This window comes from Acidobacteriota bacterium, assembly GCA_030949985.1.
Taxonomy (GTDB): domain Bacteria; phylum Acidobacteriota; class Polarisedimenticolia; order J045; family J045; genus JALTMS01.
The window spans coordinates 177,919-203,174 of the sequence record JAUZRX010000023.1; the positions used below are offsets into that span (position 1 = coordinate 177,919).

General features: G+C 69.3%; 22 protein-coding genes and 1 tRNA gene. 11 read left to right on the forward strand and 12 right to left on the reverse strand.

Going from position 1 to position 25,256, the window contains the following annotated elements:
• Positions 1-5: 5 nt before the first annotated feature.
• From Q9Q40_06535 to Q9Q40_06550, 4 genes are all read right to left on the reverse strand, one after another.
• Positions 6-2,240, reverse strand: a complete 2,235-nt coding sequence (locus tag Q9Q40_06535) for a molybdopterin-dependent oxidoreductase (protein ID MDQ7006872.1) — start codon at positions 2,238-2,240, stop codon at positions 6-8.
• Positions 2,241-2,327: 87 nt separating this feature from the next.
• Positions 2,328-4,049, reverse strand: coding sequence for a DUF3373 family protein (locus Q9Q40_06540; protein MDQ7006873.1), 1,722 nt, complete (start codon positions 4,047-4,049; stop codon positions 2,328-2,330).
• A gap of 28 nt (positions 4,050-4,077) precedes the next feature.
• Complete coding sequence (locus Q9Q40_06545) at positions 4,078-4,431, reverse strand: cytochrome c (protein MDQ7006874.1); 354 nt, start codon at positions 4,429-4,431, stop codon at positions 4,078-4,080.
• 196 nt (positions 4,432-4,627) lie between these two features.
• On the reverse strand, positions 4,628-6,382 hold the full coding sequence (locus Q9Q40_06550; GenBank protein MDQ7006875.1) for a sigma 54-interacting transcriptional regulator: 1,755 nt from the start codon (positions 6,380-6,382) through the stop codon (positions 4,628-4,630).
• A gap of 123 nt (positions 6,383-6,505) precedes the next feature.
• Between Q9Q40_06550 and Q9Q40_06555 the strand changes: the two genes are divergently transcribed.
• The 8 genes from Q9Q40_06555 (at position 6,506) to rpsT (ending at position 12,499) form a co-directional block, all read left to right on the forward strand.
• A complete protein-coding gene (locus Q9Q40_06555) occupies positions 6,506-7,177 on the forward strand; it encodes a molecular chaperone TorD family protein (protein ID MDQ7006876.1) in 672 nt (223 codons plus the stop codon).
• Between the two features lie 121 nt (positions 7,178-7,298).
• Entirely contained in the window at positions 7,299-8,009 is a 711-nt protein-coding gene (locus Q9Q40_06560) for a MotA/TolQ/ExbB proton channel family protein (GenBank protein ID MDQ7006877.1), read from the forward strand.
• Positions 8,010-8,468: an ExbD/TolR family protein gene (locus Q9Q40_06565; GenBank protein MDQ7006878.1), complete on the forward strand. Its 459-nt coding sequence runs from the start codon at positions 8,010-8,012 to the stop codon at positions 8,466-8,468.
• Entirely contained in the window at positions 8,465-9,229 is a 765-nt protein-coding gene (locus tag Q9Q40_06570; GenBank protein ID MDQ7006879.1) for a TonB family protein, read from the forward strand. Before Q9Q40_06565 ends, Q9Q40_06570 begins: the two co-directional genes overlap by 4 nt.
• Before the next feature lie 14 nt (positions 9,230-9,243).
• Complete coding sequence (tolB, locus tag Q9Q40_06575) at positions 9,244-10,566, forward strand: Tol-Pal system beta propeller repeat protein TolB (GenBank protein ID MDQ7006880.1); 1,323 nt, start codon at positions 9,244-9,246, stop codon at positions 10,564-10,566.
• A gap of 77 nt (positions 10,567-10,643) precedes the next feature.
• Complete coding sequence (locus Q9Q40_06580; protein ID MDQ7006881.1) at positions 10,644-11,273, forward strand: OmpA family protein; 630 nt, start codon at positions 10,644-10,646, stop codon at positions 11,271-11,273.
• Positions 11,270-12,121, forward strand: a complete 852-nt coding sequence (locus Q9Q40_06585; protein ID MDQ7006882.1) for a tetratricopeptide repeat protein — start codon at positions 11,270-11,272, stop codon at positions 12,119-12,121. Before Q9Q40_06580 ends, Q9Q40_06585 begins: the two co-directional genes overlap by 4 nt.
• Before the next feature lie 114 nt (positions 12,122-12,235).
• Entirely contained in the window at positions 12,236-12,499 is a 264-nt protein-coding gene (gene rpsT, locus Q9Q40_06590) for a 30S ribosomal protein S20 (protein ID MDQ7006883.1), read from the forward strand.
• 27 nt (positions 12,500-12,526) lie between these two features.
• Here rpsT and Q9Q40_06595 read toward each other — a convergent pair whose 3' ends face one another.
• The 4 genes from Q9Q40_06595 to Q9Q40_06610 all read right to left on the reverse strand — a co-directional run bounded on the left by Q9Q40_06595 (position 12,527) and on the right by Q9Q40_06610 (position 17,345).
• Complete coding sequence (locus Q9Q40_06595) at positions 12,527-13,984, reverse strand: RtcB family protein (GenBank protein MDQ7006884.1); 1,458 nt, start codon at positions 13,982-13,984, stop codon at positions 12,527-12,529.
• The gene (locus tag Q9Q40_06600) at positions 13,984-14,415 is read right to left on the reverse strand and encodes an archease (GenBank protein ID MDQ7006885.1); all 432 of its coding nucleotides are present in this window, start codon (positions 14,413-14,415) and stop codon (positions 13,984-13,986) included. The genes Q9Q40_06595 and Q9Q40_06600 overlap by 1 nt, the downstream gene beginning before the upstream one ends.
• The gene (rnr, locus tag Q9Q40_06605) at positions 14,412-16,640 is read right to left on the reverse strand and encodes a ribonuclease R (GenBank protein ID MDQ7006886.1); all 2,229 of its coding nucleotides are present in this window, start codon (positions 16,638-16,640) and stop codon (positions 14,412-14,414) included. The genes Q9Q40_06600 and rnr overlap by 4 nt, the downstream gene beginning before the upstream one ends.
• A 177-nt stretch (positions 16,641-16,817) precedes the next feature.
• Positions 16,818-17,345: a porin family protein gene (locus tag Q9Q40_06610; protein MDQ7006887.1), complete on the reverse strand. Its 528-nt coding sequence runs from the start codon at positions 17,343-17,345 to the stop codon at positions 16,818-16,820.
• Positions 17,346-17,889: 544 nt separating this feature from the next.
• Between Q9Q40_06610 and Q9Q40_06615 the strand changes: the two genes are divergently transcribed.
• From Q9Q40_06615 to Q9Q40_06625, 3 genes are all read left to right on the forward strand, one after another.
• Positions 17,890-20,727 (forward strand): fused MFS/spermidine synthase, encoded by a 2,838-nt coding sequence (locus Q9Q40_06615; GenBank protein ID MDQ7006888.1) that lies wholly within the window; start codon positions 17,890-17,892, stop codon positions 20,725-20,727.
• A gap of 209 nt (positions 20,728-20,936) precedes the next feature.
• Positions 20,937-21,605, forward strand: a complete 669-nt coding sequence (locus Q9Q40_06620; protein MDQ7006889.1) for a hypothetical protein — start codon at positions 20,937-20,939, stop codon at positions 21,603-21,605.
• Positions 21,606-22,070: 465 nt separating this feature from the next.
• Positions 22,071-22,157, forward strand: a tRNA-Leu gene (locus Q9Q40_06625).
• 115 nt (positions 22,158-22,272) lie between these two features.
• On the opposite strand, the gene Q9Q40_06630 is transcribed toward Q9Q40_06625, so the two are convergent.
• The 4 genes from Q9Q40_06630 to Q9Q40_06645 form a co-directional block, all read right to left on the reverse strand.
• On the reverse strand, positions 22,273-22,824 hold the full coding sequence (locus Q9Q40_06630) for a DUF4388 domain-containing protein (GenBank protein MDQ7006890.1): 552 nt from the start codon (positions 22,822-22,824) through the stop codon (positions 22,273-22,275).
• Positions 22,825-22,892: 68 nt separating this feature from the next.
• Positions 22,893-23,486 carry a class I SAM-dependent methyltransferase gene (locus Q9Q40_06635; GenBank protein ID MDQ7006891.1) on the reverse strand — a complete coding sequence of 198 codons (594 nt, stop codon included), beginning with the start codon at positions 23,484-23,486 and terminating at the stop codon, positions 22,893-22,895.
• Between the two features lie 22 nt (positions 23,487-23,508).
• Entirely contained in the window at positions 23,509-23,901 is a 393-nt protein-coding gene (locus tag Q9Q40_06640) for a polymer-forming cytoskeletal protein (protein ID MDQ7006892.1), read from the reverse strand.
• Positions 23,902-24,127: 226 nt separating this feature from the next.
• Positions 24,128-25,195, reverse strand: coding sequence for a HEAT repeat domain-containing protein (locus Q9Q40_06645; protein MDQ7006893.1), 1,068 nt, complete (start codon positions 25,193-25,195; stop codon positions 24,128-24,130).
• Positions 25,196-25,256 lie beyond the last annotated feature (61 nt).

Genomic DNA, 25,256 nt, shown 5'->3' on the forward strand with positions numbered 1-25,256 from the left:
CTCTCTCAGGCCTTCTCGACGGTGACGAAAGTCTCGTGCAGCGCCGCGTTCCCCGTGATCGCATCGGTGGCCGAGGCGATCAGGTCCTGATCCGAGGCTCCCTTCCCCACGGCCTGGTGCAAACCGGCAGAACGCTGACCGAAACCATGGGGCAGGTGGACGCAGTCTTCACGAATCCCCTCGGTCACGTGGGCCTTGACCCGCACCTGGCCGACGGAACTCTTGACCAGCACCTCGTCGCCCTCGGCGATACCCCGACGTCCGGCCACCTTCGCGTTGATCCACAAGGCGTTTTCCGGACACAGCTCGTGGAGCCAGAGGTTGTTCTGGTTCGCCGCGTGGGTGAAGTAGGACTGCTTGGCCGGGAGGAGCCGGAAATGCCCCTCCGGTGGCTGTGCCGGCGGAACGTAGACCGGCAGGGGGGCGTAGCCCCGGCGGCGGAAACGCTCGTTGGCCAGCTCGATCTTCCCGCTCGGCGTGCGGAAGCGATAGTCCGGGGACAGGGTCTTGCCGTAACTTCTCGCGCTGCGGTCGCTCCAGACGCCCGTCTCGTCGAAGACCTCCCGACTCAGCCCCGGCTTGGCGAGCTGGATCGAGACGTACTCGTCGATGTCGTAGTCGAAGTACTTCTCGATGCCCAGCCTTCCCGCCAGGCCTTGCATGATTTCGAGGCAGGAGCGGGTCGCGAACCGGGGCCGGACCACCTGCCGGCGCCAGGCCAGGAAGGCATAGGGCTGGTGAAAGCCCTCGACGGGATCGGTACGTTCGAGATAGGTCGACTCGGGCAGGATCACGTCGGCCATCCAGGCCGTGTCGCTGGGCACGATGTCGATCACCGCCACGAATTCCATCTGCTCGAGCATCTTGCGGGTCCTGGCCCGATCCGGCAGCGCATGCAGCGGGTTCTGCTTGTAGATCATCCACCCCTTGACCGGGTAGGGCTGGCCGGCGAGCACCTGCTCGCGCAAATCCACGTAGACACCGTCCTCGATTCGGGCCAGGGGGTGTCGCTCTTCGATACCGTCGACCCGCTCCTCGTCGGGCCAGGGCAACTCGGGGATTTCGGGCTTGCCCAGCGCGATGGACTCCTTGGGCACCACGCCGCCCTCACGGTCCCAGTTGCCGACCAGGGCATTGACCAGCGCCATCGCCTGGCGCATGTGGGTATCGTTGCCGTACCACGAGGAGCGACGACCTCGATAGACCACGGCCCGCGGCGCCGCGGCGGCGAATTCCCGCGTGATGCGGCGAATCTCACCCGCGGGAATCTCGGTTTCCCGCTCCGCCCATGCAGGCGTGAAGGGCTTGACATGCTCCACCAGCTCGTCGAAACCGTGGGTGTAGGCCGCGACGAATGCCGCGTCGTAGAGCTTCTCGTCGATCAGCACGTGCAGCATGGCCAGGTAGAAAGCCATGTCGGTGCCGGGCCGGATCGGCAGCCATGTGCCGGCCCGGGCCGCGGTCACGCTGAACCGGGGGTCGAGGTAGACCAGTCGCATCTGGCCCCGGCGCGCTCGAGTCATCATGTCGATGGTGTCGGGAGTGATGAAGGCCTCGGCCCGATTGGCCCCCGAGACGATCACATACTCGCAGTGCTCGAGGTCGTACTCGGGAACCGTGCCGAAGGTGGCGAAAAAGGCCACGTTGCCCGAGGCCAGGCAGAGACTCGGATGCCGGACCACGTTCGGCGAACCCCAGGCCGCGCCGAAGGTGCGGAAGAAGCGTTCCTGGAAGCCCTCGGTGGAACTGAAGAGCATCCCGTGGGGACCATACTTCTCCTTGATCTCCATCATCCTCCGGGCGGTGAAATCCAGCGCCTCGTCCCACCCGGCCTTGCGCCACTGGCCCGAACCCCGCGGCCCGGTGCGGATCAACGGATGCTTGAGCCGGTCCGGATCGTGGACCACCTTCACCCCGGCATTCCCCTTGGCGCAGAGCATGTTGCGCGACTTCGGGAAGTGCGGATTCGGCTCGAGCTTGACGACGCGCTCTCCCTCGACCCGCGCGATGAAGCCGCACTTGTTGACACAATTGCCGCAGATGCTGGCCACCTGCCGAACCGCGGCCGGAGAGACGCTCTCCGACGCCGGATCGGCGACTTCGAGCAGCCGCTGACGCCCGGCGCAGCCGTAGAGCGTGGTCCCGAGAATCCCGGCGCCGAAGACGCCCAGGAAACCCCGCCGATCCAGCGTCAACGTCTCCCGGCGCCGCCGGGGATGGGGCCCCCTTCCGACAGGCATTCGCGGACTCGATGACATCTCGCCTCCCATTTTTCACGGACCCGGCATTCAGGCGGGGAGGCGGCAGCCGCCGCCTCCCCGACGCCGCTAGTATTTGATGGTCAGCGCCAGCCGGACGTTGAGCACATCGTCGTACGTGGGAAAACCCAGTATCGGCGTGGCCGAAAGATCCTTCGGAGCGCCCACGTGCCAGCCGGAGCCGGAATAGTCGTACTTGTAGTCGAGCACCGACAATCGCAGCCGGGCCCGGCTTGCCAGCTCCTGGTTCCAGTAGAACTCCCAGACATCGCCGCGGGTGGCCAGCTTGGAAAGCACGATGTCGTCCGCGGCGTGGGTGAAGTTGAACCAGTACTTGGAACCGTGGTTGTACTCCACACCGAGCTGGGTCGAACCGTTGGGCAGATCCCAGCGGAAACCGGCATAGACCGACGAACCGCTATGACTTTGCGGCGTCTCGAAGGGGTCGCTGAAAAGACCACCGAAGGGCGTCGTGACGTTCTTCGGATCGGAAGAGACGCTGGCCATGGAAACGAACCAGTGCACGGGGCCGTCGTGGCGCTCGACGAGCAGGGCCAGCAGATCCAGATCACCCAGGTTGGCACTGGGAGTCATGCGCATCACGGCCGGACCGGGAGCCGGGTTGCCGGTGACCGGATCGACCGGCATGACGATCAGGGCGTTGAAACCGTCGGTGACGTCGAACGCCCGAAACGCCGTGGCCTGGACGAACATCCGCGGCGAGCTGAACACGTCGATGTTGAGTCCACCGAGGTTGACATCCTTGAGCCTGTCGGCCGGGGCCTGGAGTTGCTCACCGTTGCCGAAACCGCTCTCGTAACCCACGCCGTAGCAGAAGCGCAGAACGCTGTTCCACTTGTTGCCGACCACCCAGCCGAGGGTAGCCCCGTCGAACTGGTAATCCACCACGTGGCCGGTCGGTGTGCCACCCCGCAGCCGGCCCTCTCGAATTTCCAGCGGCGGGCCCGCCGTGGAAGGCCGCCTGCCCAGGGAAAGATAGAACCCGGTGCCCCCGATGTGGTTCCAGGAGAAGAAGGCCCGGTCCACGTGCACCAGGTCGCTTCCCGGAACCCCGACGGTGGTGCCATCCACGTTCATCGTGTTGGGCTGGCCGTTGAAGACCTGCACCCCGGTGCTGTCACCCCAGACCTTGTACATGGTCAGCCGGCCGTGGAACTTGAGATTCGGGCTGATTTCGGCCTGCATGTTCATCCGCAGGCGGGTGGTGTACATGATGTCATTGGTGTAGTCCCGAGCCGGGACGTAGGTCCCCGGAGTCAGAAGCTCCATCAGCGCGGCGACCTCGTCGGGCGGAAAACCGCCCACCGCCTGCTTGAGGTCATCGAAACCCAGGCGGCTGGTGAAGTAGAGATACTCGCCATAGTTGGCGGCGACATTCTGTTCGAGCAGTTGGTAGATCGACTGGGGATCGGCGGGATCCCAGGCCGGGTCGTAGACCGGCGATCCGTAGGGGCTGGTCTGGGTGTAGAACAGGGTATCCACCAGCCCCTTCTGCAGCATCATGCCGTTGTAATAGGCCGGCTGAGTGCCGTCGATGGAATCGGCGGCGATGCGCAGTTCGCCCGTGAAGAGCAGGCGATCCATGGCGCTCTTCCGCTCCACCTGGTCCAGGCGCGCCGGGATTTCCTCGTCCTCGATCAACTCCTTGAGCTGCTGAATCTGCTTTTCCAGTTCCTCGATCTTGCGGGCCGTCCCGTCTTCGGCGGCGAGACTCGGGCCGAAGCCCCATGGCAGGGCCAGTGCGAGCAGCAGAGATACGCTTCGTTTCATGCTTGCCTCCCTCCTTACTTCTGCCGGGCTACTCTCCGCAGGTCTCTGGCTGGTCCGAATCGGCGGCATGGGAAACCAGGAAGAACGACATGTTCCTCAGGTCCTCTTCACTGAGCTTGGTCCCGCTTTTCTGCTCCACCCGCTCGACACAGGCGCCGATCTTCTTGGAGTTCTTGAAGAAGCGTTCCCACTGGGCCTGGGTCTTGCTCAGGGGCGCGAGGTTCTTCGCCTCGCCGCCCTCCACGTGGCAGAGCTTGCAGGTGGCCTTGTAGACCGATTTGCCGCGATAGGGATTGGGGCGCTTGCCGGCCCAGGCAGTGGTGGTCGCCAGGGCGAGGGAGGCCAGGAAAAGGACTCCCACGACAAAGGGCTTGGTCTTCATGGTGGCTCTCCTTGGGCCTTCGGGCCCACGGCCCCGTCTTGGGGCGGGCCAGCTTGAGAGCAAGGGCCATGCCAATCAGGAGAACCGGCACGATAACCTAGAAGCTACTGAAAACAAAAAACTTGATATTCTGGCACGGGTCCCGGGCGGAGGCCCCGGCGAGCCGGGAAACAAACCGTTCAGTAAGTCTGAAACATCACATTTCACAGCCCGGGTCGTAACGCCGGACCCCGTAGCGCTTCATCCGGCGCCACAGGGTGGTGCGGGAAATGCCCAGTTCACGAGCGGTGCGGCCCACGTTCCACCGATTGCGCTCGAGAGCCTCCACCAGGGCCGCCGCGCCGTTCCCCGGGCCCGAGGCCACCCCGCCCCCCGCTCTTCGAGGACCACCGACGCCGCGGATCACGGCGGGCAGAAAGGCCCGCTCGATACGATCCTCCCGAGCGGAGATCAACGCGTATTCGATAGCGTGCTCGAGTTCACGCACGTTCCCCGGCCAGGGATACTCCAGCAGCATCGCCAGCGCACGGTTCGAGATGCCGCGAAACGCCCGGGAGCGTTCACCCAGGTAACGCGGGGCGTACTTCGCGATGAAGTGATCGACCAGCAGGGGAATATCGTCCCGCCGCTCCCGGAGCGGCGGGACCCGGATCGGCACCACGGCCAGCCGGTAGTAGAGATCTTCCCGGAAGCACCCGGCGGCGACCCGTTCCCGCAGATCCCGGTGAGTCGCCGCCAGAACCCGCACATCCGCCTTCCGGGTGCGGGCGTCACCAACCCGCTCGAAGGTCTTCTCCTGGAGGACCCGCAAAAGCTTGGCCTGCATGGCCGGCGAGGTGTCGCCGATCTCATCGAGGAAGACCGTCCCCCCTTCCGCCATCTCGAAGCGACCGACCTTGTCCCGCACCGCCCCCGTGAAGGCGCCCTGCACATGACCGAAGAGTTCGCTCTCGAGCAGGGTCTCGCTGAGCGCCGCACAGTTGATCACCACGAAGGGGGCCTGGCGCCGGGAGGAACCGTAGTGAATGGCCCGGGCCACCAGTTCCTTGCCCGTGCCCGACTCTCCGCTGATCAGCACGGTGGCATCCGTCCCGGAGACGGCCTCCACCACCTGGAAGAGTTCCTGCATCGCCCGCGAGCGCCCGATGATCTTGCGGAACGAATAGCGTTCTTCCAGTTCGCGGTGCAAACGCTCCACTTCGCTGCGATCGCTGACGACACCGGTCAGGCCGACCCGCCCCCCCTCGTCGTCGAGAAGAAAGGCCGTGGTGATCGCCACCGGAAGATCGCGTCCACCGACCCGCAACACCTCCCGGCAGCCATCGACCACCCGGCCGTGCTCGATCGACCAGGTCAGGGGACAGTCGCTCTCGCACTTGGTGCCACGCAGAACTTCCCGGCAGGGCCGGCCCACGGCGGCCTCCCGCGGAATGCCCGTGATCTCTTCCATCTTGCGCGAGAAGGAGAGAATGTTGCGCTCTTCGTCGACGGTAAAGATCCCGTCGCCGATGGAGTTGACGATCTGCTCGGTCCGCCTGCGCTCGGATTCGACGGCGGCGTTGACCTCTCGCAGGCCCAGGATCACGTCGCGCAAGCGGTCCATGCCGCGGAAATTCTCGAGCAGAGCCACCAGCCGGCCCTGGTCGTCCCGCACCGGGCAGGCGGTAAAGCAATACGAGCCCTGGCCACCGTCGGGCCGGGAGAGGCCCACGTTGAAGTGCGCGACGGGCTCGTCGCCCAGGGGCAGGAGATTCCGGGGAGTCACCTGCCGGACCTCGCTCCGGGGAAACAGGTCGGCCAGGCGAAGCCCGGGCAACGCCTGCCGGCTTCGGCCGACCATTTGCCCGAAGGCCTCGTTGGCGTAGAGAATCTTGCCGTCGAGGTCGACGAGAACCAGGCCATCGCTGATATGGCGCAGAATCAGATCCGCGGAAAGGAGCAGGTTTTCCACGCCCAAGACCGGCCTCCCGCCCCGGGGTTTCACCGGGGGCCGGGATCATGCTATCAATGGAAGCTTTCCCGGGCACGGGCTCCGGTCGGCATCCCGCCGGCCAGGGTCCCCAAAGGAGCAGGCATGAACGATCGAACGGCGGCGGAGCTGCCGCCGGACCTGGAATTCGACCTGAGGATCCGCATCTGGGTCTACGAAAACGTGGGTCCCCTCTTCCACGAGCTTCCCGAACCGACGGACGACGACGCGGAGAGCCCCGGGGAGCGCTATCGCCAGTCCAAGTTCGATCGCCGGATGACGGCCTACTCCGGGACCCTCGAGGCGGTCGAGAGCCTGCTCGAACTGTTTCCGATCCGCGACCTGACCAAGGCCCGCAACGAACAGGTTCGACTGTTCGTCAACACCCGCAAGGGTGTACCGGCCCCGCCCTACGCTTCGTGGTACATCGACGGCAAGCTGCTCGGCCCCTCGACGGAATGGGTCCAGGAGCGCTACAGGGAGCAGGGCCTCGACGCCTCCGGCGCGGACGAGCCCGTGGACTTCATCACCACCGAGTTCGAGTTCATGGAGCACCTCTGCCGTCACGAGCTGGCCGCCCGTCAAACCCAGGACCGCCAGGCCCTCCAGCAGGTCCTGGACGCCCAGGGCCACTTCGTCGGGGAGCATCTCGCCCGCTGGCTGCCCCTCTTCGCCCGGGCGATCCGCAAGGGGGAGCCGATTCCACTCTTCGCCCGCCTGGCACGCATTCTCGAGGTCTTCGCCGAAGAAGAAGCCGCCCGTTCCTTCTCTCCCTGAGAGCCGGCCCGGGGCTGTTCCGGTTTGCCCGATTCCCGGCGGCCATGCTAGCTTCCGAACGGTCCGGGTGGCTTCGCCCCATGAGCGCGAAGATGGCACCTGCGGCTCGTGGAGAGGCAACGTGCTGAGTGCATTTCCCCTCGCCCAGGCGGGTCCCAGTGTGCTCGACCTGGTACTCGACGCGGGCATCGTGGCCAAGTTCGTCCTGCTGCTGCTGCTGGCGGCCTCGATCGCCAGTTGGGGCATCATCGTCGCCCGGGCGCGGGTCTTCCGGGCCGCAGCCCGCGAAACCCGTTCCTTCCTCGGCCGCTTCCACGGCGGCGCGCGCCTGGCGGAGTTGCGGGACCTCGCGGAGAAGTGGCCCCATTCCCCCGTCGTGGCCCTGTTCAAGGCCGCCTTCCACGAAGTCAGCCAGCTCTCCCTCGAGTCTCCCCAGGGGGGCGGCAGGGTCCTCGACGAAGAAGCCATCGCCGACGTGGAGCGCATGATCGCCCGCACGGCCGCGGCCAACACTCGCGACATGGAGCGTTCACTGACCTTCCTGGCCACCACCGCGAGCACCGCCCCGTTCGTCGGCCTGTTCGGCACGGTGTGGGGCATCATGAGTTCGTTCCAGAGTATCGGCATGACCGGGGCGGCGAGTCTCGAAACCTACGCTCCAGGCATCGCCGAGGCCCTGATCGCCACCGCCGCGGGACTGGTCGCCGCCGTCCCCGCCGCCGTGGCCTACAACTACTTTCTCCGCCAGGTCCGCGTACTCGGCATCGAGATGGAGGAGTTCCAGTACGACTTCACCCATCTGCTGCAGAAGCGGCGGCGGCGGGTGGGCTGAATGATGGCCGGCCCCGGCCGATCGGGCCCCCGAACCGCACTGGCCGAAATCAATGTCACCCCGCTGGTGGACGTGATGCTGGTGCTGCTGATCATCTTCATGGTCTCGGCGCCCATGCTGACCCGCGGTATCGACATCAGCCTGCCCCAGGCCGTCTCCGCCGAAGCCATCGAAGAAGAGCGGGTGACGATCCAGATCGACCGGGCCGGCCAATACTACGTGGCGGGCTCTCCGGTGGTGGACGACCTGCTGATCGAGGAAGTCCGCCGGCGGGGCGGTGACCGCCCGAACGCCGCCGTCTTCCTCGAGGCGGATGCGGCCGTGGCCTACGGACGCGTGCTCGCCGCGATGGACGCTCTGCGCACGGCGGGCATCTCCCGGGTCTCGATGGTCACCGAGCCGATCGTGGGCCCGCCGGCCGCCAATCCCTCTCGAGGAAGCGCCGCCGGTCGCCGATGAGGGTTCGCCTGCGAATCCTGCTGCCCTCGCCGATGGAGGCCGGCTCCGTCGGGATCTCCCTCGCGGCCCACCTGCTGCTGATCACAGCGGTCTTCGTCGCCGGGTCCCGCCAGGGCCTGACCGGACCGCCTCCCCCGGCGATGGTGGTGCGCCTGGCCGCCGCCCGGCCCGCGACCCCGGCCAAGCCCCGGGCCGCCAGGCCGGCGGCGGCGACCCGGGCTGCCCGCCCCGTCCCCAAGCCCAGAACCCCACCCCGGAAGGCCCCCCGGCGGCGCCAGGCCGACGCGCCCCGGACGGTGGTGAAAAAACCCCGGGGCGTCACCGCCCAGCCGGAGACCTTGCCGGTGGAGAAGGAAACGCCCCCCCCGCCGAGCCCCGAGCCCGCGCCGGAGACGCCGCCCCCCGGACCGACGGACGGCACGCCGATCCCCGGTGGTGTCGCCGGCCTGGAGACCGACGAGCCCTTCACCGCGGACTGGTACGTGGGATTGATCACCGCCCGCCTGGGCGAGGCCTGGCGCGACCGCCCCGTGCTGCCGTCCACCTCGGCACCCCGGCGGGTGGTCATCGCCTTTACCATCGACCGCAGCGGAACCGTCAGCGGCGCGCGCGTCCACGTGCCCAGCGGCTACGCCCCCCTCGATTTCTCCGCCCTCCGCGCGGTTCGCTCCCTCGGCCGCTTGCCGCCCCTGCCCCGCAGCTACGAGAGAGAGTCCCTCTCCGCCCGCTTCGTCTTCGAGTTGATTCCCTCCGGACCGTGACCGGGAGACCCACGATGCCCCCACTGCGCCACATGCCCCGCCCCCTTCCTGGATGGATCGTCGTCGGCCTGCTCTGGTTTCTCCCGCCCTGGATGCTGGCCCAGGGTGATCCCGGCGAGCTGACCGGAGTGATCTCCGGCCGCGCCGCCGCGAAGATCTCCATCGCGGTTCCTCCCACCACGGTGACCGGTGGAGCCCGCGCCGCCGACGCCGCGGAAATGGGCCAGGTGCTCAGGGACGACCTGGATTTCTCCGGCTGGTTCGGCCTGCTCGACCCCCGGGGAGAAGGGCGCATTCCCGCCACCCGTCTCGACGACGCGGCGGCCTGGAAGGAGGTTGGCGCCGCCTACCTGCTCAGCAGCACCCTGCGCCAGCGGGAAGGGCGGGCGGTGTTCGAGGTTCGACTGCTGGAGACCGGCGGCGGTGAGAAGCTCCTCCACCGCCAGTGGGGCGGCCTTCTGCCCGACGATCTGCGCCGGCTGGCCCACGCGGCCTCGGACGCGGTGGTGACGGCCCTGACCGGCCAACCGGGGCTGGCGAGCACCAAGATCGCCTTCGTCTCCCGCCATGGAGAGGGCAAGGAGGTCTACCTGATGGACTACGACGGCGCCCGGGTCCGCCGCCTGACCACCACCGGGGCGATCAACCTCTCCCCGTCGTGGTCCGCCGATGCCCGCCGGCTGACCTTTCTTTCGTACCTGGGCCGCAAGCCATCGATCTACCTCCTCTCCGAAAAGGGCGAGGTGACCACGCTCCATCCCAAGGGCGGCGACCTCAACGCGGCTCCCGACTTTTCTCCCGACGGACGCCAACTGGTTTTTTCCTCGGACCGGGACGGCAACACGGAGATCTACCTCTACGACCTGGAGACCGGCAGGGAAACCCGGCTGACCCGCAACTCCGCCATCGACACCGCCCCGTGCTGGTCCCCGTCCGGCCGTGAGATCGCCTTCACCTCCGACCGTTCGGGAACCCCGCAGATCTACCTGATGCAGGCCGACGGCAGCAACCAGCGGCGTCTGACCTGGGAGGGCCGCTACAACGAATCGGCCGCCTGGTCCCCGGACGGCAGTCGCCTGGCCTTCGTCAGCCGCATCGCCGGGAGATTCGAGATCGTGATCCACGACCTGGCTTCGGCCCGCGAGACGGTGATCACCTCCGGCCCCGGCAACAAGGAGAACCCCCGCTGGGCGCCGGACGGACGCCACCTGGTCTTCGCCTCCGATCGGACGGGAATGTACTCGATCTACACCATCCGCGACGACGGCAGCGATTTGCGGCGGCTGACCCGGGGCCGGGAGTCTTTCACCCCGGATTGGAGCCCTCTCCGCAAGTAGACGATTGCATCCCGTGGCGAGGCGGCCAAAATAGGGCGGTCCGGGCGCGATTCCCGATCGCTCCCCAAGGAGGACAGATGCTTTCAGAGCGCAGGATGCGGGGCGGGGTCATGGTCGTGGCCCTGCTGGCCCTTGTCATGGTGGGATGTCCACGCCCCTCGACCACACCCGTGGTGGACACTCCGTCGCCCTCCGACGGCCCCGGTGCCGAGGGCGCCCCGGAGTGGGGCACGCCGGCTTCCGCCGGCGCCGACGCGGCCGCCGGGGAAGAGAAGCTGGCCGGCGAGGGCTTCGCCGAACCGGAACTGGTTCAGCAGGGCATGGACGAAGCCGTCCAGAGCCTCGACGAGGAAGTGGCGGAAGCCCGCCAGGTCCTGCAGCCGGTCTTCTTCGCCTTCGACAGTTCCTCCCTCTCGGACGTCTCCCTCCGGACCATCGAGGCCAACGTGCGCTGGCTGACCCTGCACCCGGACCTGCGGGTCGTGGTCGAGGGTCATTGCGACGAGCGCGGCACCATCGAATACAACCTCGAGCTCGGCGCCCGGCGGGCACGGGCCATCCGCGAGCACATGATCCGCCTCGGCCTCGACGCGGCACGCATCGAGACCCTCAGCTACGGCGAGGAGCGCCCGGCCGACCCCGGCCACGACGAGGCGGCCTGGGCCCGCAACCGGCGCGCCGAGTTCCGCGCGGAGCCCCTCCGATGAGCGTCCCCCGTGTCGCCGGCATCCTGCTCCTGGCCCTCGCCCTCGGAGCCTGTGTCCCTCCCGTCCCCGGAGGAGCGACCACCGCCGACGCCGGAGAGATCCGCGATCAGCTCTTCAAACTGCAGAAAGACTCGGCCCGCATCCTCGGTGAAATCGAACAACTCAAGCAGCCCGCAGGGCAGGGCGAAGAGCGCCCCCTGTGCGCGGAAGCCGTCACCCGGATCGGCGAACTCCAGCACCGGCTCCAGGTGATCGAAGAACAGCTCCTGGCCACCCAGAAGCGTCTCGACGAGACCCTGGCCGAGGTCCGCCTGCTGCGCCGCACCCCCCCGCCCTCCTGGCTGCCCCCCTCCGCCGACGGGGCCCGGCCCGGCGCCGAAGCTCCTGCCGCGCCCCCGGGAGCCGCGACCGAGCCCCGGGCCGAGACCGCGACGCCCGCCCCCGAAGAGTCGACCGCCGCGATCGCCCCCGAAGACCTCTTCCACGGGGCCTACGCGGACTACTCCCGGGGCCGCTACGAGTTGGCCCTGGCCGGCTTCGAGGGCGCCCTCCGGGCCGATCCGGCCGGCCCCCTGGCCGATGACTGCCAGTACTGGATCGGCGAGTGCCTGGTGGCGCTCCACCGCTACCCCGACGCGGTCAAGGCCTTCGAGCACCTGATCACGGCCTATCCCGAGAGCGACAAGCTGGCCCGGGCCTGGCTCAAGAAGGGTATCGCCCAGTTCGAGGCCCGGCGGCGGGTGGAGGGTGTCGAGACGCTGGAGACCGTCATCGCCACCTGGCCCGACTCCGACGAGGCCCGCATCGCCCGGGAGTACTTCCGGCGCAAGGGGATCCTCGACGATTGACCTCGCCGGCGGCTTGACAGCCCCGGCCGCTTGACCCACAATACCGGCTCTCCGCGCGGGGCCCTTGTCTGCGCTCTGTGGTGGTGTGCCCGTAAGTCGCAAGGATGGAAGAAGATGGCGAATCACAAGTCGGCGGCCAAGCAGGCCAGGAGAAACGAAGCTCGGCGCCTTCGCAACCGTTGGTGGCGCTCGCGTCTGCGTTCCGCGCTGAAGACCTATCGCGCCGCCGTGGAAGCCGGAGAGAAAGACCGGGCCGGATCCCTGCTGGCCTCCACCCTCGGCCTGGTGGACCGCACCGCCAAGGCCGGCGTGATCCACGACAACGCCGCCGCGCGCACCAAGTCCCGCCTCCAGGCCGCCTACAACAAGCTGGGCTGACCCTCTCCCGCCCCGGGGACCCGGCCGTCAGCCCTTGATCACGGCGACGGGCCGGAGGCGGGCGACCGGCGCCGCCAGGCCCGCCCCCTCCACGGCGGCGACCACCCGGGCCACGTCCTTGTAGGCCTCGGGGATCTCCTCGACCACCGTCCGGGCACCGGCGGCCCTCAACTCGATGCCCCTGTCCTCCATCTCGCGACGGATCGCGCGCCCCCTCGCCGCCTTGCGCGCCGCGCCCCTCGAGAGCCGGCGCCCGGCGCCGTGGCAGGCCGAGCAGAAGGCTTCGGCGGATCCCTCCCGCCCCGCGAGGACGAAGGAGTAGCGCCCCATGTCCCCGGGAATCAGCACCGGCTGTCCCCACGGCCGGTAAGCCTCCGGCAAGCCTTCGCGCCCCGGGCCCCAGGCGCGGGTGGCCCCCTTGCGATGCACGCAGAGGCGACGCAGACGGCCCTCCACCCGGTGGGTCTCCAACTTGGCGATGTTGTGGCAGACGTCGTAGACGGTCCGCAGGCCGTGGGTCGCCGGGGGAAGGCCCAGGTCTTCCTCGAACACCCGCGCCACCTGGTGCGCCATGATCTGGCGGTTGGCGAAGGCGAAGTTGGCCGCGGCGGCCATGGCGCCGAGATACTGCCGCCCTTCGGCGGAATCGAGGGGCGCGCAGCAGAGCTGCCGATCCGGCAACTCGATGCCATGGCGCCGCGACGCGGCCAGCATCACCCGCAGGAACTCGTCGCAAACCTGGTAGCCCAGCCCCCGGGATCCGGAATGGATCGAGACGGTCACCTGCCCTTCGAACAGGCCGAAGGCCGCCGCGGCGCCCGGATCGAAAATGCGATCCACCCGCTGCACCTCGAGAAAGTGATTCCCCGAGCCCAGGGTGCCCAGCTGGCGACGACCCCGCTCCCGGGCCCGCGGGGAGACCCCCGCGGGGTCCGCGTAGGTCAGACATCCGCCCTCTTCGATCCGTTCGGCCTCTCCCGGATCGCCCATGCCCCGCCCCACAGCCCAACCGGCCCCCTCGGTGAGCACGCGGTCCATCTCGCGCTGGCCCAGGTCCAGGTCCGGCCGCCGGGAGCCGACTCCCGCCGGCACCCGCCGGTAGAGGGCGTCGGCCAGGACGCCGGCCCGCGACTCGATGGCGTCGCATGCGAGATCGGTGGCCAGCAGCCGCACACCGCAGTTGATGTCGTAGCCCACGCCTCCCGGCGAAATCACCCCCGTATCGGCGTCGAAGGCCGCCACGCCGCCGATGGGAAAACCATAGCCCCAGTGGATGTCGGGCATGGCCAGCGAGCGGCCGACGATGCCCGGCAGACAGGCGACATGGGCGACCTGCTCGACCGCTTTCTCGCCCAGCACGTCTTCGATCAGCCCCGCGTCGGCGTAAATCAGCCCTTCGACCCGCATTCCACCCTGCCGTGGAATGCGCCAGCGCCACGGGTCGATCGGCTCCACGCCCCATCCCGCTTTCCGCGAGGCACTCATCACAGGTCCACGATGACCCGGGCGCGCCAGCCGTCACCCCGCGGCTCGAGAACCAGGCCGTGATGGGTGACGGCCTTGATCTCCGTGCGAAAAGCATGACGCTCCACGTCGAGGGCCTCGCCCCAAGCCCTGCCGGAAACCCGCCCGGAATCGAGACTCTGCACTTCGAAGGCGCAGAAAACCATGTCGCGGCTCATGGCCACCGACAGCAGTTCCGACAGCCAGGCGACCAACAGCGCGGCGAGGTCGGGGCCGGCGGCCCGCACCGCCACGGGCTCGGGGTCCATCCCTACCCGGGAGAGATCCGCCATCATGCCGAAGAGGGCCGCGGCGGCGGTTTCGAAGAGCGCGCCGATCCCGGCGGCTTCCACCGCGAAGCCCGCATCGGCCGTATGCTCCACCTCGCGCCACGGCACGGGACCACGGATCACCGCCGCCTTCCCTTCGGCCGGGGTGCGCGCCGCCGGGCCCCGGCGCGGCCGCCCCGCCGACCCCGGCCCCGACCCTGCCCCGGACGCGTGGGCCCGGGCAGCCGGGCGGGAGCGAAATCCACCAGGTGCCGCAGCAGGTCCACCCGATCGACCCGAATGCGAATCGGCTGGCCGAGGCGATAGACCGTGCCTGTGTCCTGGCCTACCAGGCGCCGTCGAGCCGTGTCGTAGCGGAAGTACTCCTGGCCGAGGCGGGCGATGGGGATCATCCCCTCCACGTAGGGCTCGCCGAGCAGGACGTGCACCCCGTGGGGAGCCACCTCGACCACGGTACCGTCGAACTCTTCCCCCAGGCGGTCGGCCATGAAGGCGGCCATCTTCCAGGCGATCGCCTCCCGCTCGGCGGCCTCCGCCTCGCGCTCCAGCCGCGAACATTCCACGGCCAGTTCCGGCATCCGCGCCTCCCTCTCGGCCCGCGCGCCGCCGCTGCCGGGATCGGAACGCAGCACCCGCCGCAGCGCCCGGTGAGCCAGCAGGTCCGGGTAGCGCCGAATCGGCGAGGTGAAGTGCAGGTAGCGGGTCAGGGCCAACCCGAAATGGCCCAGGCAGGCCGGGTCGTAGCGGGCCAGGGCCATCGCCCGCAGCACCAGGCGCTGGACCAGGGGATGCTCCGGCCGTCCCTCGCTGGCGGCGATCACTTCCTGCAGCCGACCCGGCTCGATCCGGCCCTGGCGGCTCACCGGAAAGCTGTAGCCCAGTCCGTCGAGGGCCTCGGCCAAGCGCTGGAGCCGATCGAGGGGCGGCTTTTCGTGGACCCGGTAGAGCACGGCCTCCTGGCGGGCGAGCAGGACTTCGGCCACCGCCTCGTTGGCCGCGATCATGAATTCCTCGATCATCCGGTGGGCCGGATTGCGGCCCCGGGCCTCGATGCCGATGGTGGCGCCCTCCACGTCCATCAGGATCTCCGGCTCCGGCAGGTCGAAGTCCACCGCGCCCCGCCGGGACCGGGCCCGCTCCAGCCGGGCGGCCAGCGCCAGGGCTCTTTCGAGCATCGCCACCACCTCGGGGTCCACGCCGGCCAGGGACTCGCGCCCGCCTTCGGCCAGGGCGGCCACCTGCTCGTAGGTCAGTCGCGCCCGGGAGCGAATCACCCCCTGGTGGAAACGGGTGGCCAACCGCCGGCCTTCTCCGTCGAACTCGAGGGTCACGCCCTGGGTCAGGCGCGGCCGGTCCGGACGCAGAGAACACAGATCGCAGCTCAAACGTTCGGGGAGCATGGGTACGGCGCGGCCGGGGAAGTAGACGCTCGTGCCCCGGCGCAGCGCCTCCACGTCGGTCGCCGAACCCTCGGGCACGAAGGCGTCCACGTCGGCGATGAAGACGTGCAGGAGGGTCTTGCCCTCCCGCTGCTCGACGCAGATCCCGTCGTCGAAATCCCTGGCGGTGGCCCCGTCCACCGTGGCGACGATCCTGTCCCGGAAATCCTCCCGCCCCTCGAGAGACCAGCCCGAAAGATCTCCCGGCAAAGACGCCACTTCCTCCAGCACCTCGGCGGGAAACTCCGGATCGAGACCGTACTTGCGGATCAGGACCTCGACCTCCACACCCGGGTCGTCGGGCCGGCCGAGGCGCTCGACCACGGTGCCCGTGGCCGGCTGCCCGGGCTCCGCGAAGCGCTGAATCTCGATTCGCACCAGCTCGCCGCTCCGGGCGTCGGCGGTCTTCTGGGCCGGCACCAGCACTTCGAAGCCGAAGCCGCTGTCGAGGGGGTCGACGATCGCCGCTCCCGAATAGGTCCGCTGCAGCAGGCCCACCAGGCTCCGCGATCGGCGCTCCACCACCCGCAGGATCCTGCCCGCCTGCCTCCCGTCGCGCTGGATCTCCACGATCTGGGCGGCGACCAGGTCACCGTGGAGGGCGTCGGCCTGGGCATGGGGAGGAATGAACAGATCCTTCTGCTGGGGATCGTCCGGCGCCACGAAGCCGTAACCCGCCGGCAGCCGGGTGAAACGGCCCACCACCTGCCCCAGGTCCCGCACGGCTCCGAAACGCCGCCCGCGGGCCATGACCAGGGATCCTTCCTTGACCCATTGCTGCAGGCGGCGGCGCAGGGAGGGGCGCTGTTCGGGAGACAGCCCCAGCCGGTCCGCCAGTTCCCGGGCGGTCAGCATCTCCCCGTCGGCGAGGAGCGCCTCGATCTTCTCGATTCCAGGCAAGCGCAACATGGCCGTAGGGTACTCCGAGCCATGGCGCCGGGGAAGAGCCGTCCCCGCCTCGAGGCATCCGTCCACGCGGCGCCGGAGCCGGCCGGGACGGGGAAGTCCGGCTCGGCCTGGAGTCGTCGGCCCCCACGAAGGAGCCGCCCCGCGTGCGGGGCCGACGACGCGGTTCGCAGGCCCCTGCTAGAGGGAAAACTCCAATCCAACGCTCACCGTCCACAGCGTGTCGATGTCGGCGTCGAACCAGTCGAACTCACCACGAATCGCGATGCGGTCGGTGCTCTGGTAGCGCAGCCCCGCCCCCAGCGTCAAACCGCTGTCATCTTCGCTCAGGGTCACCCCGAGCACGGTGGCATCGGTGTCGTTCGAGAAGAAACCGCCCTTGAGAAACACGCCGAGCCGATCGCCGAGGGCCAGTGAGCCCCGGCCCACCAATGTGTAACCGGTCACCTCGACGTCGATCTTCTCGCCGAAAAGAGAGTCCGAAGCCGTTCCACTCTCGAAATATGAAAACTCCATCGCGAACATGTCGGTGAACGCGTATCCACCGAAGACCTTCCAGCCCATCGCACTGTCCGAGAACACCAAATCCACGTCCGTGTCATCGACCTTCGTAGAACCGAGACCCAGGCCGGCATAAGGTCCCTCGACCGCGAGGACCGGTGTTCCGACCAGGATCAGGACGACGAGAAACAAAGAAACTTTCCGCATTGTGACGTACCTCCAACCATGCGCCGGTAAGACCCGAAGCGACCTCACCGGCAACCACCATCAAACAAAAAAACCCGCGAACCGCAACGGTAGGCTATCCAGCGCGGAAAAGAATGTCAACGCTCACGACGCACGCGGCGCCCCCCGGTCACACTTTCTCCTCCGCGACCGGGGCCACCCGGCCGGCGGCCCCGCGCTCCCTGGCGCAAGGCCCATGCGTCTTGCGTCGCTCCCGGTTCGAACACCCCCGGTCACGGAGCGGAGAGGTCGAGCCGGCCGAAGCTCCGGTGACCGTCTCCATCCTTCTTTTTTGCATGTCGTCGACCGCTCGGCGTCACGGCTTGCGCGGACGCGCGCCGAACGGATCGCGAGCCGGAAAGCCTCGCCGCCTGGCCGCGCCACCAGCCCGGGAAAGAGAACGCGGGTCTCCCGGCGCCGGGAAGCCGGGGCACTCCGGCGGCGCCCTCTCCCGGTCACCGCCACGGCGACGAGAGCGCCGATTGGGTAGGATGAAGTCCGTTTTTCAACAGGGAGCGAGCCGAGCATGGGGCGCAGCCAACCAAGCCGGAAACCGAGAGCCGCCGTCGGCGTACGCCTGGCGGTCGCCCTGCTCTTCGCCGCCAGCGGCGTGGCGGCGCTGGTGGACCAGGTGGTCTGGACCCGCTGGATGGCACTCTCCCTCGGCGCGAGCAGCTACGCCGCCGTGGTGGTCCTGGCGACTTTCATGGCGGGTCTCGGCCTGGGCTCGGGTATCGCCGGCTGGATCGGCGACCGCCGGCCGGAGCGCGACCTGGCTTTCTTCGCCGCCGCCGAGGCCGTGGTGGGCCTGTGGTCCCTGCTCTCCATCCCCCTGGTGGGGCAGATGCTGCCCGGCTGGGCGGCGCGCCTGGCGGGCCCCGGAGGTCTGCCGGCCGGCGCGCGGGGCCTTCTCGCCGCCGCCTGCCTGCTGATCCCCACCCTGGCCATGGGAGCCACCCTTCCCCTGTTGGCCCGATGGGCCGTACAGGCCGGCGGCCTGCCCGGGAGCGACGTGGGGCGGCTGTACACCCTCAACACCCTGGGGGCCGCCGCCGGCGCCCTGCTGGCTGCCTTCGTCCTGATCGACGCCCTGGGCCTCTCCGGTTCGGTCGCCCTGGCCGGCGGGATCGACCTGGCCGTAGCGGCGGGAGCCCTGCTTCTCGCCCGCCGGGCCAGGCGCCAGTCCCTCTCCCCGGCACCCGCCCCCCCCGTGGCCCTGCACCCTCTGCCCCGGGGAGCCTTCGCCCTGACCGCCGCGGCTTTCTGCGTCAGCGGCCTGGCCGGCCTGGGGCTCGAAGTGGTCGCCCACCGCATCCTGGCGGTGCTGGCCGGGTCGAGCGCCTACGCCTTCGCCACGATGCTGGCCGCCTTCCTGGTGGGCATCGCCCTGGGATCCCTGGCGGCGGGCCGCCTGGCCGACCGCACGGCCTTCCCCGGCTGCTGGGTGGCCTACTCCCTGGGAGCCCTGACCCTGGGCCTGGGCCTGGCCCGCCTGAGCTTCGACTCCGGGTTCTACCGCAGCGCCGGACGGGGGCTGGCCCGGCTCGTCGGACTGGGTGCCTGGGCCTGGGGAGGCGAGCTGGCCGGGAGCTTTCTCGCCCTGCTGCCGGCGAGCCTGACCCTGGGCTTCGTGGTGCCCATGGTGGCGCGCATCGCCGCGGCCAGGCCCGAAAAAATGGGCCGACGCTTCGCCCTGGCCTACGCGCTCAACACCCTGGGAGCCGTGGCGGGAGCCCTGGCCGGCGGCCTGTGGGCCCTCCCCCGCCTGGGCAGCGCGGGCACCCTGAGCTGTCTGGCGGCGCTGACGGCGGCGGCGGGACTGGCCGTGGCCGCCGCCGCCGTGCCCGCCGTCCGGCGCCGCCGGACGCTGGTGATCACCGCCGCCCTCTGCCTGGGGGGCGCTCTGAGCGCCCGGGGCACGGATCCCGTGCGCCACGGCCTGCTCGGTCGCTTCGCCGCCGACCAGGTGCTGACCTTCACCGAGGGGCCGGTGCAGACCCTCGCCGTGGTCGAAGAGGACAACCCCCAGCAACTCCGCTTCCGGCGACTGATCACCAACCAGACCAGCCTCACCGGCACCCACCTCTATGCCCGCCGCTACATGCGCCTGCTCGGCCACCTGCCGGTGCTCTACGCCCGCACGCCCCGCCGCGCCCTGGTGATCTGCCTGGGCACGGGCATGACCGGCGCGGCGGTGGCCAGTCACCCGCAAATCGAACGCATCGACATCGCCGAGATTTCCCCCGGGGTGGTCGACGCCCTGCCCCTGTTCGAGGCGGTCAACGGCGATCTTCTCTCCGATCCCCGCACGAAGCTCTGGGTCGAAGACGGCCGTCACCTGATGCTCTCGCGACAGCGGCGCTGGGACCTGATCACCCTCGAACCGCCGCCGCCGCGGGATTCCGGCGTGGTGGCGCTCTACACCCGTGATTTCTACGAACTCGGCCTCGAGCGCCTCAGTCCCGGCGGCGTCTTCGCCCAGTGGATCCCCCTCCACTCCCAGTCCGACGCGGAAGTCGCGATGCTGGTCCAGGCTTTCCTCGGGGCCTTCGAGCACGTCCTCGGCTTTCTGCCGGTGGAGCGCGAGCTACTGCTGCTGGGCAGCGCCTCCCCGCTGAAGGTCGACCTCGCCACCCTCGACCGGCGCCTGGCCCCCGCCCCGGTCCAGGCTTCGCTGGGAGAGATCGGCCTGGCCGACGGCCCCTCCCTGCTGGCCGCCGCCTGGCTCGATCGCCGGGGACTCGAAGCGATCGCCGGGGATGCGGCGATGGTCACCGACGACCGGCCGCGGGTGGAGTACTTCGCCCGCCACGGCCGCCGCCCGGCCCTGCCAAGGGTCAGCGACTGGATCGGCGCCCCGCCGGCGGCGAAGAGCCTGCTGACCGCCCCTCCCCCTCCGGGCTGGACCCGGCGCCTGGAAGCGGCCCGGACGGCCCTCGGCGAGATGCTCCGCGGCGCGTGGGCCACCGAAAGCGGAGATCGCCGCCAGGGTGAAGCGTTGCGGCTCCGCGCCCTCGCCCGGCGCCCCCGCGACCCCTACCTGCAGTGGGTCGCCGGGGTTTCCGACGAACACCTCGAGCGCCTGCGTCGGCGCACCGAACGCCGACCGAAGAGCGTCGCAGCCTGGCGCCTGTACGCCCTGCGCCTGGGAGACCGGGGCCGGCTCGACGCCGCCTTCGAAGCCTACAAGACGGCCCTCGAGCTGAATCCCGACGACCCGGAAACCCTGCTCGCCTTCGGCAATTTCCTGATGGGCCGCGGCCGTCGCCCGGACCTCGGCCGACGGGTCCTCCGCCGCTTGCTCGCGGTGGCGCCCACGCACCCCGCGGCTCCCGCGATTCGGCGCCTGCTCGGCGGTCGCTGAGTCCGGCGCCACGCCCCCGCCCACCGGCTCCCGGTCGCGCCCGCCGGGCGCGTTGACAGGGTCGAGCGTTTCCCCAGAAAATGGGCGGGGCCATCGTCTCCCGGGGGAAAGCACACATCGCTCGGTCCGTCGGCCCGCCGATGGGAGCGGCCGATGGAAGTGGCCGATGGAAGTGGCCGTCTTCGAACCAGGGGTCTTGGAGGACAGACGTGAGCACCCTGCCGCTGCGCTGGCGTAACGACCACATGTTTCTCGAGGTGGAGGACGGTTTGTGGCTGCTGGACACCGGGGCGCCGACCAGTTTCGGCGCTTCGTCCACCCTGGCCTTCGCGGGGGAGGAGTTTCAACTCGACAACAGCTATTTCGGCCTCACCCCCGACACCCTTTCCGGCTACGTCGGCATGGCATGCGCCGGCCTGTTGGGCGCCGATGTCCTGGGGCGCTTCGACTTCATCTTCGATATTCCCGGCGAGCAGGTGGTCCTTTCCGGCCAGCCGCTGGAGCACGACGGCGTCGCCGTGCCGCTGGACTCGTTCATGGGCATCCCTGTCGTCTCGCCCCGTATCCGGGGCACCGCCTACCGGATGTTCTTCGACACCGGCGCGCAGGTCGGCTATTTCCAGCACGATTCCCTCGCCGACTTTCCCTCCGCCGGACGCATCGACGACTTCTACCCCGGCATCGGGTCATTCGAAACCGAGACCTACCACGTGGACGTCCAACTCGGCGGCATCGACTTCACCCTCCGCTGCGGCGCCCTCACCGGCCTGCTCGGCGCGACCCTCGAGCTCGCCGGAACCCAGGGCATCATCGGCAACCAGCTACTCCGCGACCGCCGGGTCGGCTACTTCCCGCGCCGCCATCTGCTGGTCCTTTGAGCCGCGGGGAGAAACCCCCGGGATCTCTCTCCGCGCTCCGTGAAAGCGCCACCGGATCCTTGCCCGCGGAGGATGAAGACAATCCGCTGACAGGGTTTTCCGTATTCACGCATATATTTCATTGATAAATTCAAGAATCGCTCGCACGAACCCCGAAACGCGTTGCCCGGACAGAGACCGTCCTCGACCGCAAGACCGGCGGACCCCATGGCAGGACCCGCCGGCGGGAACATGAAAAACCCGGCAACGGGTCCGCCGCCCCCTCGAGATCGGCATCCCCGGCTGATGGGCTCGAACCGCATGCGGCGGTTTTGGCGACATAAGCGAGCCATGCCGGGGAAGAGCACGGAAGCCTGACCTCGCCGCCATCCCGTGCTGGCAGGCTCGGCCCCCCGGAAAATTCACGATCCTCGTCTGCGCCAAGGTTGACGAGTGCGAGAGCCCCGTCTAGACTCTGGCGTCGTTGCCGAAGTGGCGGAACTGGCAGACGCGCATGGTTCAGGTCCATGTGGGCGCAAGCCCGTGGAGGTTCGAGTCCTCTCTTCGGCACCATGAAGCGGCAGCACCCATCGGCCGGGGCCCCAGCGGGCTCCGGCCTTTTTCGTGAGCCCGCGCCGGCCGGAGACGGGTCCCGGCCGCAAAGCCCCTCGCCTCCCCTCGCTCAAGCTCAGTGCAGGACCCGCTCCCGGCAGAGGTCCTCGTCCCAGCGGCGGGCGGCCTCCAGCAGGATCTGCTGGGTGTCGAGAGCCACACCGAGCACGGTCTGCTCTGGGCGCGGCCGGGTCGGGGCCGGCGTGCGGAAACGGAACACGCCGCTCTTCCAGGAGAGGATCACGGCCACGGCCTCTTCGATCTGCTCGGCCAGGCCCTGGGCCAGGTCACCCGGCTCGAGGGCGCCCATTTCCAGCAGCACCGTCCCCAGGGGTTTCCACGGGGCGACGGCGGCCTGCCGCTCGAGAGCTTGTCCGAGGATCTGGGGGTCCACCGCCCGCCGCCGCAGCAGGACGGCGCCGAGACGCTCGGGCGCCGGCGAGAGGGCCGCGCGCACGATGCGGCCGTCCTCCATTTCGATTTCTCCCCGCTCGGGAGGCTCCTCCTGCTCCACCTGGAGGATCCCGCTGCGCCGGGTGGCTCCGAGGATCTGCAGGACCTCGGCCAGGCCAATGGCCTCGAGCCGACCCGCAAAGGCCAGCGAGGGGTGAGTCGGATTCGGGGACATGGATCGTTTCCCTCCTGGACACTCCGAAAGGAAACGTAGGTTGGGAAGGATGGGCGGGCAAGGCCGGCTCAGGTCGGCCGCTTGTAGACCACCTCCCGCAAACCATCCCGCCGCAGAAGGATCTCGTCGACGATCAGCGGCTCGAGCAGGCGCTCGAGGGCCCGGTTGCCCCGGCTGATCAGGCGCGAGCGGGTCCCTGCCCGGGGCAAGGCCCTTAGGGAGGCGTCTTCCAGCACCTCGAGGCGCTCTGCCGACGACAGCCGCGCCGCCCCGGTCCGGGAAACCAGGAAGACCTTCCCGCCGGGGACCAGCACGCGGGCCCACTCCGCGCCCAGCGCGGCGGCCGTCTCGTCCTCCAGCAGGTCCACCAGGTCCAGCCCCACCACCAGGTCGAAAGCGGCGTCGGCATGGGACAGGGGCAGTTCCGGCCAGTCCTCACCGTCCACCGTCACCCGGGCCCCGTGCCGCGAGAAGGTCTCGATGGTCCGGCCGGAAGGCGGCCCCACGATCAGCACCCGGTAGGCAGAGCCCTCCTCGCTCCGACGCTCGATCTTCTCGAAGACTTCCAGCAGGAAGCGGGAAGCACCGCCGGTCACCGGCGCCGCGGGATCCTCACCCGGGGGAGAGGAGCCCGAGGACCGGCGACGCAGCCATGAACCCATGGCGCTCGGACCCCGGGGCCGGTCAGTGGCTGACCGAGGCCGACTTGGGCGCCGCCGCGGTCTTGTCCTTGGCGGACGCCTGGGGAGACTTGGAGCGATCCATGTCGACGCTGCCCTTGAAGCGCGCTCCGTCGGCGATGCTGATCCGCGGCGAGGCGATATCGCCCTTGACAGAGCTTCCAGCCATCAGCTCGACACGCTCGCCGGCGACCACGTCGCCGATCACGCTGCCCTCGATGCGGATCGCCTTGGCCTCCAGCGTCGCCTCGATCTTGGCCTTGGAGCCGATGGTCAGGTGATGGTCCAACAGGCGCACCACGCCTTCGACGTGCCCTTCGATGACAAGGTCTTCCTTGCCGATCAGTTCGCCCTTGATCTGGATCGACGGTCCGATGATCGCCTTGGTCGTGTCCATCACTGCTCCCTTTCTCGGAGACGCCGCCTGGGGCGCCTGCCGGTCGGCCGTGGGTGCCGGTGTCGGGCTACTGGGGGTGTTCACCGGCCTGATATCGTCCTGGTCCTTGCGGCCCCACATACCCATTTGCGAATCTCCTCGTGGAACGGAAAACCGGCCGCTTTCCTGCGGCGGCTTTCCCTCCACCGACGTTGCCCGACCCTCGAGCGAGAGATCGGGAGCTGGATCAACCGGCGTCGCTGCCGTCGGACGGGAAGCGCGCCAAGAGTTTCTTGATCGCCACCGCGGCCTCGCGCTGGACCAATCCGTCGCGGTCCTCGCGGAAGGCCCGGTCGAGCACGGAAATCGTCTCCTTGCGGCCCACCTCTCCGAGCACCCGGGCCGCCTCGGCGCGAGCGAAGTTGTCCCGGGCGTGGAGGGCCCTGTCCTCGAGGAAGGGGACGGCCTCCTTGCGCCCCAGCAGGGCCAGGGCGTGAGCCATCACCACCGCGGGCATGTCGTCTTCTTCGACGGCCAGGCGCTCGGTGAGCACCGGGGCCGCCTTCTCGCCGTCCATCTGCATCAGCGCCCAGGCGGCCTTGCCGCGGCAGACGGGGTCGAAGTCTTCCAGCGCCTCCAGGATCACCTTCCGGCCCCGCTCGTCGCCGATCTCGCCCAGCGCCTCGACGGCCCACGAACGGTTCTTCTGGTTGTCGGTGTGGAAGACGTCGATCAACACGTCCACCGCCCGGGGGTCGCCCAGGCGGCCGAGGGTCTGTACCGCGGCGTTGCGGATGCCCTCGTCGGCGTCCTTCTCGAGACGTTCGACCAGGAATTCCACGCCCACCGGCTGCTGCACCACGGCCAGCGAGGTCACCACCGCCGCCCGCACGAGCAGGTCGGGATCCTTGTCGGGCCCCTGGGGCAGGGTCTTCTTGCCCATTTCCACCAGCACCTCGGCGGCCTGGGGATAGGCCGAGGGATCCACGTCCCGCAGGGCCTGGGCCACGGCCTGGCGCACCAGCCGCGAGTCGGCATCGATGAATTCGGAGAGGGCCGCGACCGCCTCCACGGTGCCGATCCGGCCGAGGGAGGTCGCGGCCTGGATCTGGACCATTTCCTGGTCGCGGCGCAAGGCCTCGACCAGTGGGGGGATGTTCTCGTTGGCCCCGTTGACACCCAGCTCGGCGGCCGCCAGCGAGCGCGCGTCCGGCGTATCGCCGGGCAGCCCCTGGGGCGCACACGCGACGAGCAGGGCCGCCGCCAGCACCCAGGCCGCCAACGCCGCACTCGGGACAGGTCGGTTCACTTTCATTCGGTCGACTCCTCCAGGGGTCCGGTATCGAGAGCGTGAAGGCCCCCCCGTCCCCTGGACC

Bases quoted from the DNA above. Each gene is read 5' to 3' on its own strand.
- Q9Q40_06595 (MDQ7006884.1), bottom strand. From the start codon at position 13,984: ATGAGTGCCTCGCGGAAAGCGGGATGGGGCGTGGAGCCGATCGACCCG.
- Q9Q40_06635 (MDQ7006891.1), bottom strand. From the start codon at position 23,486: ATGGGTTCATGGCTGCGTCGCCGGTCCTCGGGCTCCTCTCCCCCGGGT.
- Q9Q40_06570 (MDQ7006879.1), top strand. From the start codon at position 8,465: ATGAGGGTTCGCCTGCGAATCCTGCTGCCCTCGCCGATGGAGGCCGGC.
- Q9Q40_06640 (MDQ7006892.1), bottom strand. From the start codon at position 23,901: ATGGACACGACCAAGGCGATCATCGGACCGTCGATCCAGATCAAGGGC.
- Q9Q40_06580 (MDQ7006881.1), top strand. From the start codon at position 10,644: ATGCTTTCAGAGCGCAGGATGCGGGGCGGGGTCATGGTCGTGGCCCTG.
- Q9Q40_06555 (MDQ7006876.1), top strand. From the start codon at position 6,506: ATGAACGATCGAACGGCGGCGGAGCTGCCGCCGGACCTGGAATTCGAC.
- Q9Q40_06630 (MDQ7006890.1), bottom strand. From the start codon at position 22,824: ATGTCCCCGAATCCGACTCACCCCTCGCTGGCCTTTGCGGGTCGGCTC.
- Q9Q40_06535 (MDQ7006872.1), bottom strand. From the start codon at position 2,240: ATGCCTGTCGGAAGGGGGCCCCATCCCCGGCGGCGCCGGGAGACGTTG.
- rpsT (MDQ7006883.1), top strand. From the start codon at position 12,236: ATGGCGAATCACAAGTCGGCGGCCAAGCAGGCCAGGAGAAACGAAGCT.
- rnr (MDQ7006886.1), bottom strand. From the start codon at position 16,640: ATGTTGCGCTTGCCTGGAATCGAGAAGATCGAGGCGCTCCTCGCCGAC.
- Q9Q40_06610 (MDQ7006887.1), bottom strand. From the start codon at position 17,345: ATGCGGAAAGTTTCTTTGTTTCTCGTCGTCCTGATCCTGGTCGGAACA.
- Q9Q40_06565 (MDQ7006878.1), top strand. From the start codon at position 8,010: ATGATGGCCGGCCCCGGCCGATCGGGCCCCCGAACCGCACTGGCCGAA.
- tolB (MDQ7006880.1), top strand. From the start codon at position 9,244: ATGCCCCCACTGCGCCACATGCCCCGCCCCCTTCCTGGATGGATCGTC.
- Q9Q40_06585 (MDQ7006882.1), top strand. From the start codon at position 11,270: ATGAGCGTCCCCCGTGTCGCCGGCATCCTGCTCCTGGCCCTCGCCCTC.
- Q9Q40_06540 (MDQ7006873.1), bottom strand. From the start codon at position 4,049: ATGAAACGAAGCGTATCTCTGCTGCTCGCACTGGCCCTGCCATGGGGC.
- Q9Q40_06615 (MDQ7006888.1), top strand. From the start codon at position 17,890: ATGGGGCGCAGCCAACCAAGCCGGAAACCGAGAGCCGCCGTCGGCGTA.
- Q9Q40_06645 (MDQ7006893.1), bottom strand. From the start codon at position 25,195: ATGAAAGTGAACCGACCTGTCCCGAGTGCGGCGTTGGCGGCCTGGGTG.
- Q9Q40_06545 (MDQ7006874.1), bottom strand. From the start codon at position 4,431: ATGAAGACCAAGCCCTTTGTCGTGGGAGTCCTTTTCCTGGCCTCCCTC.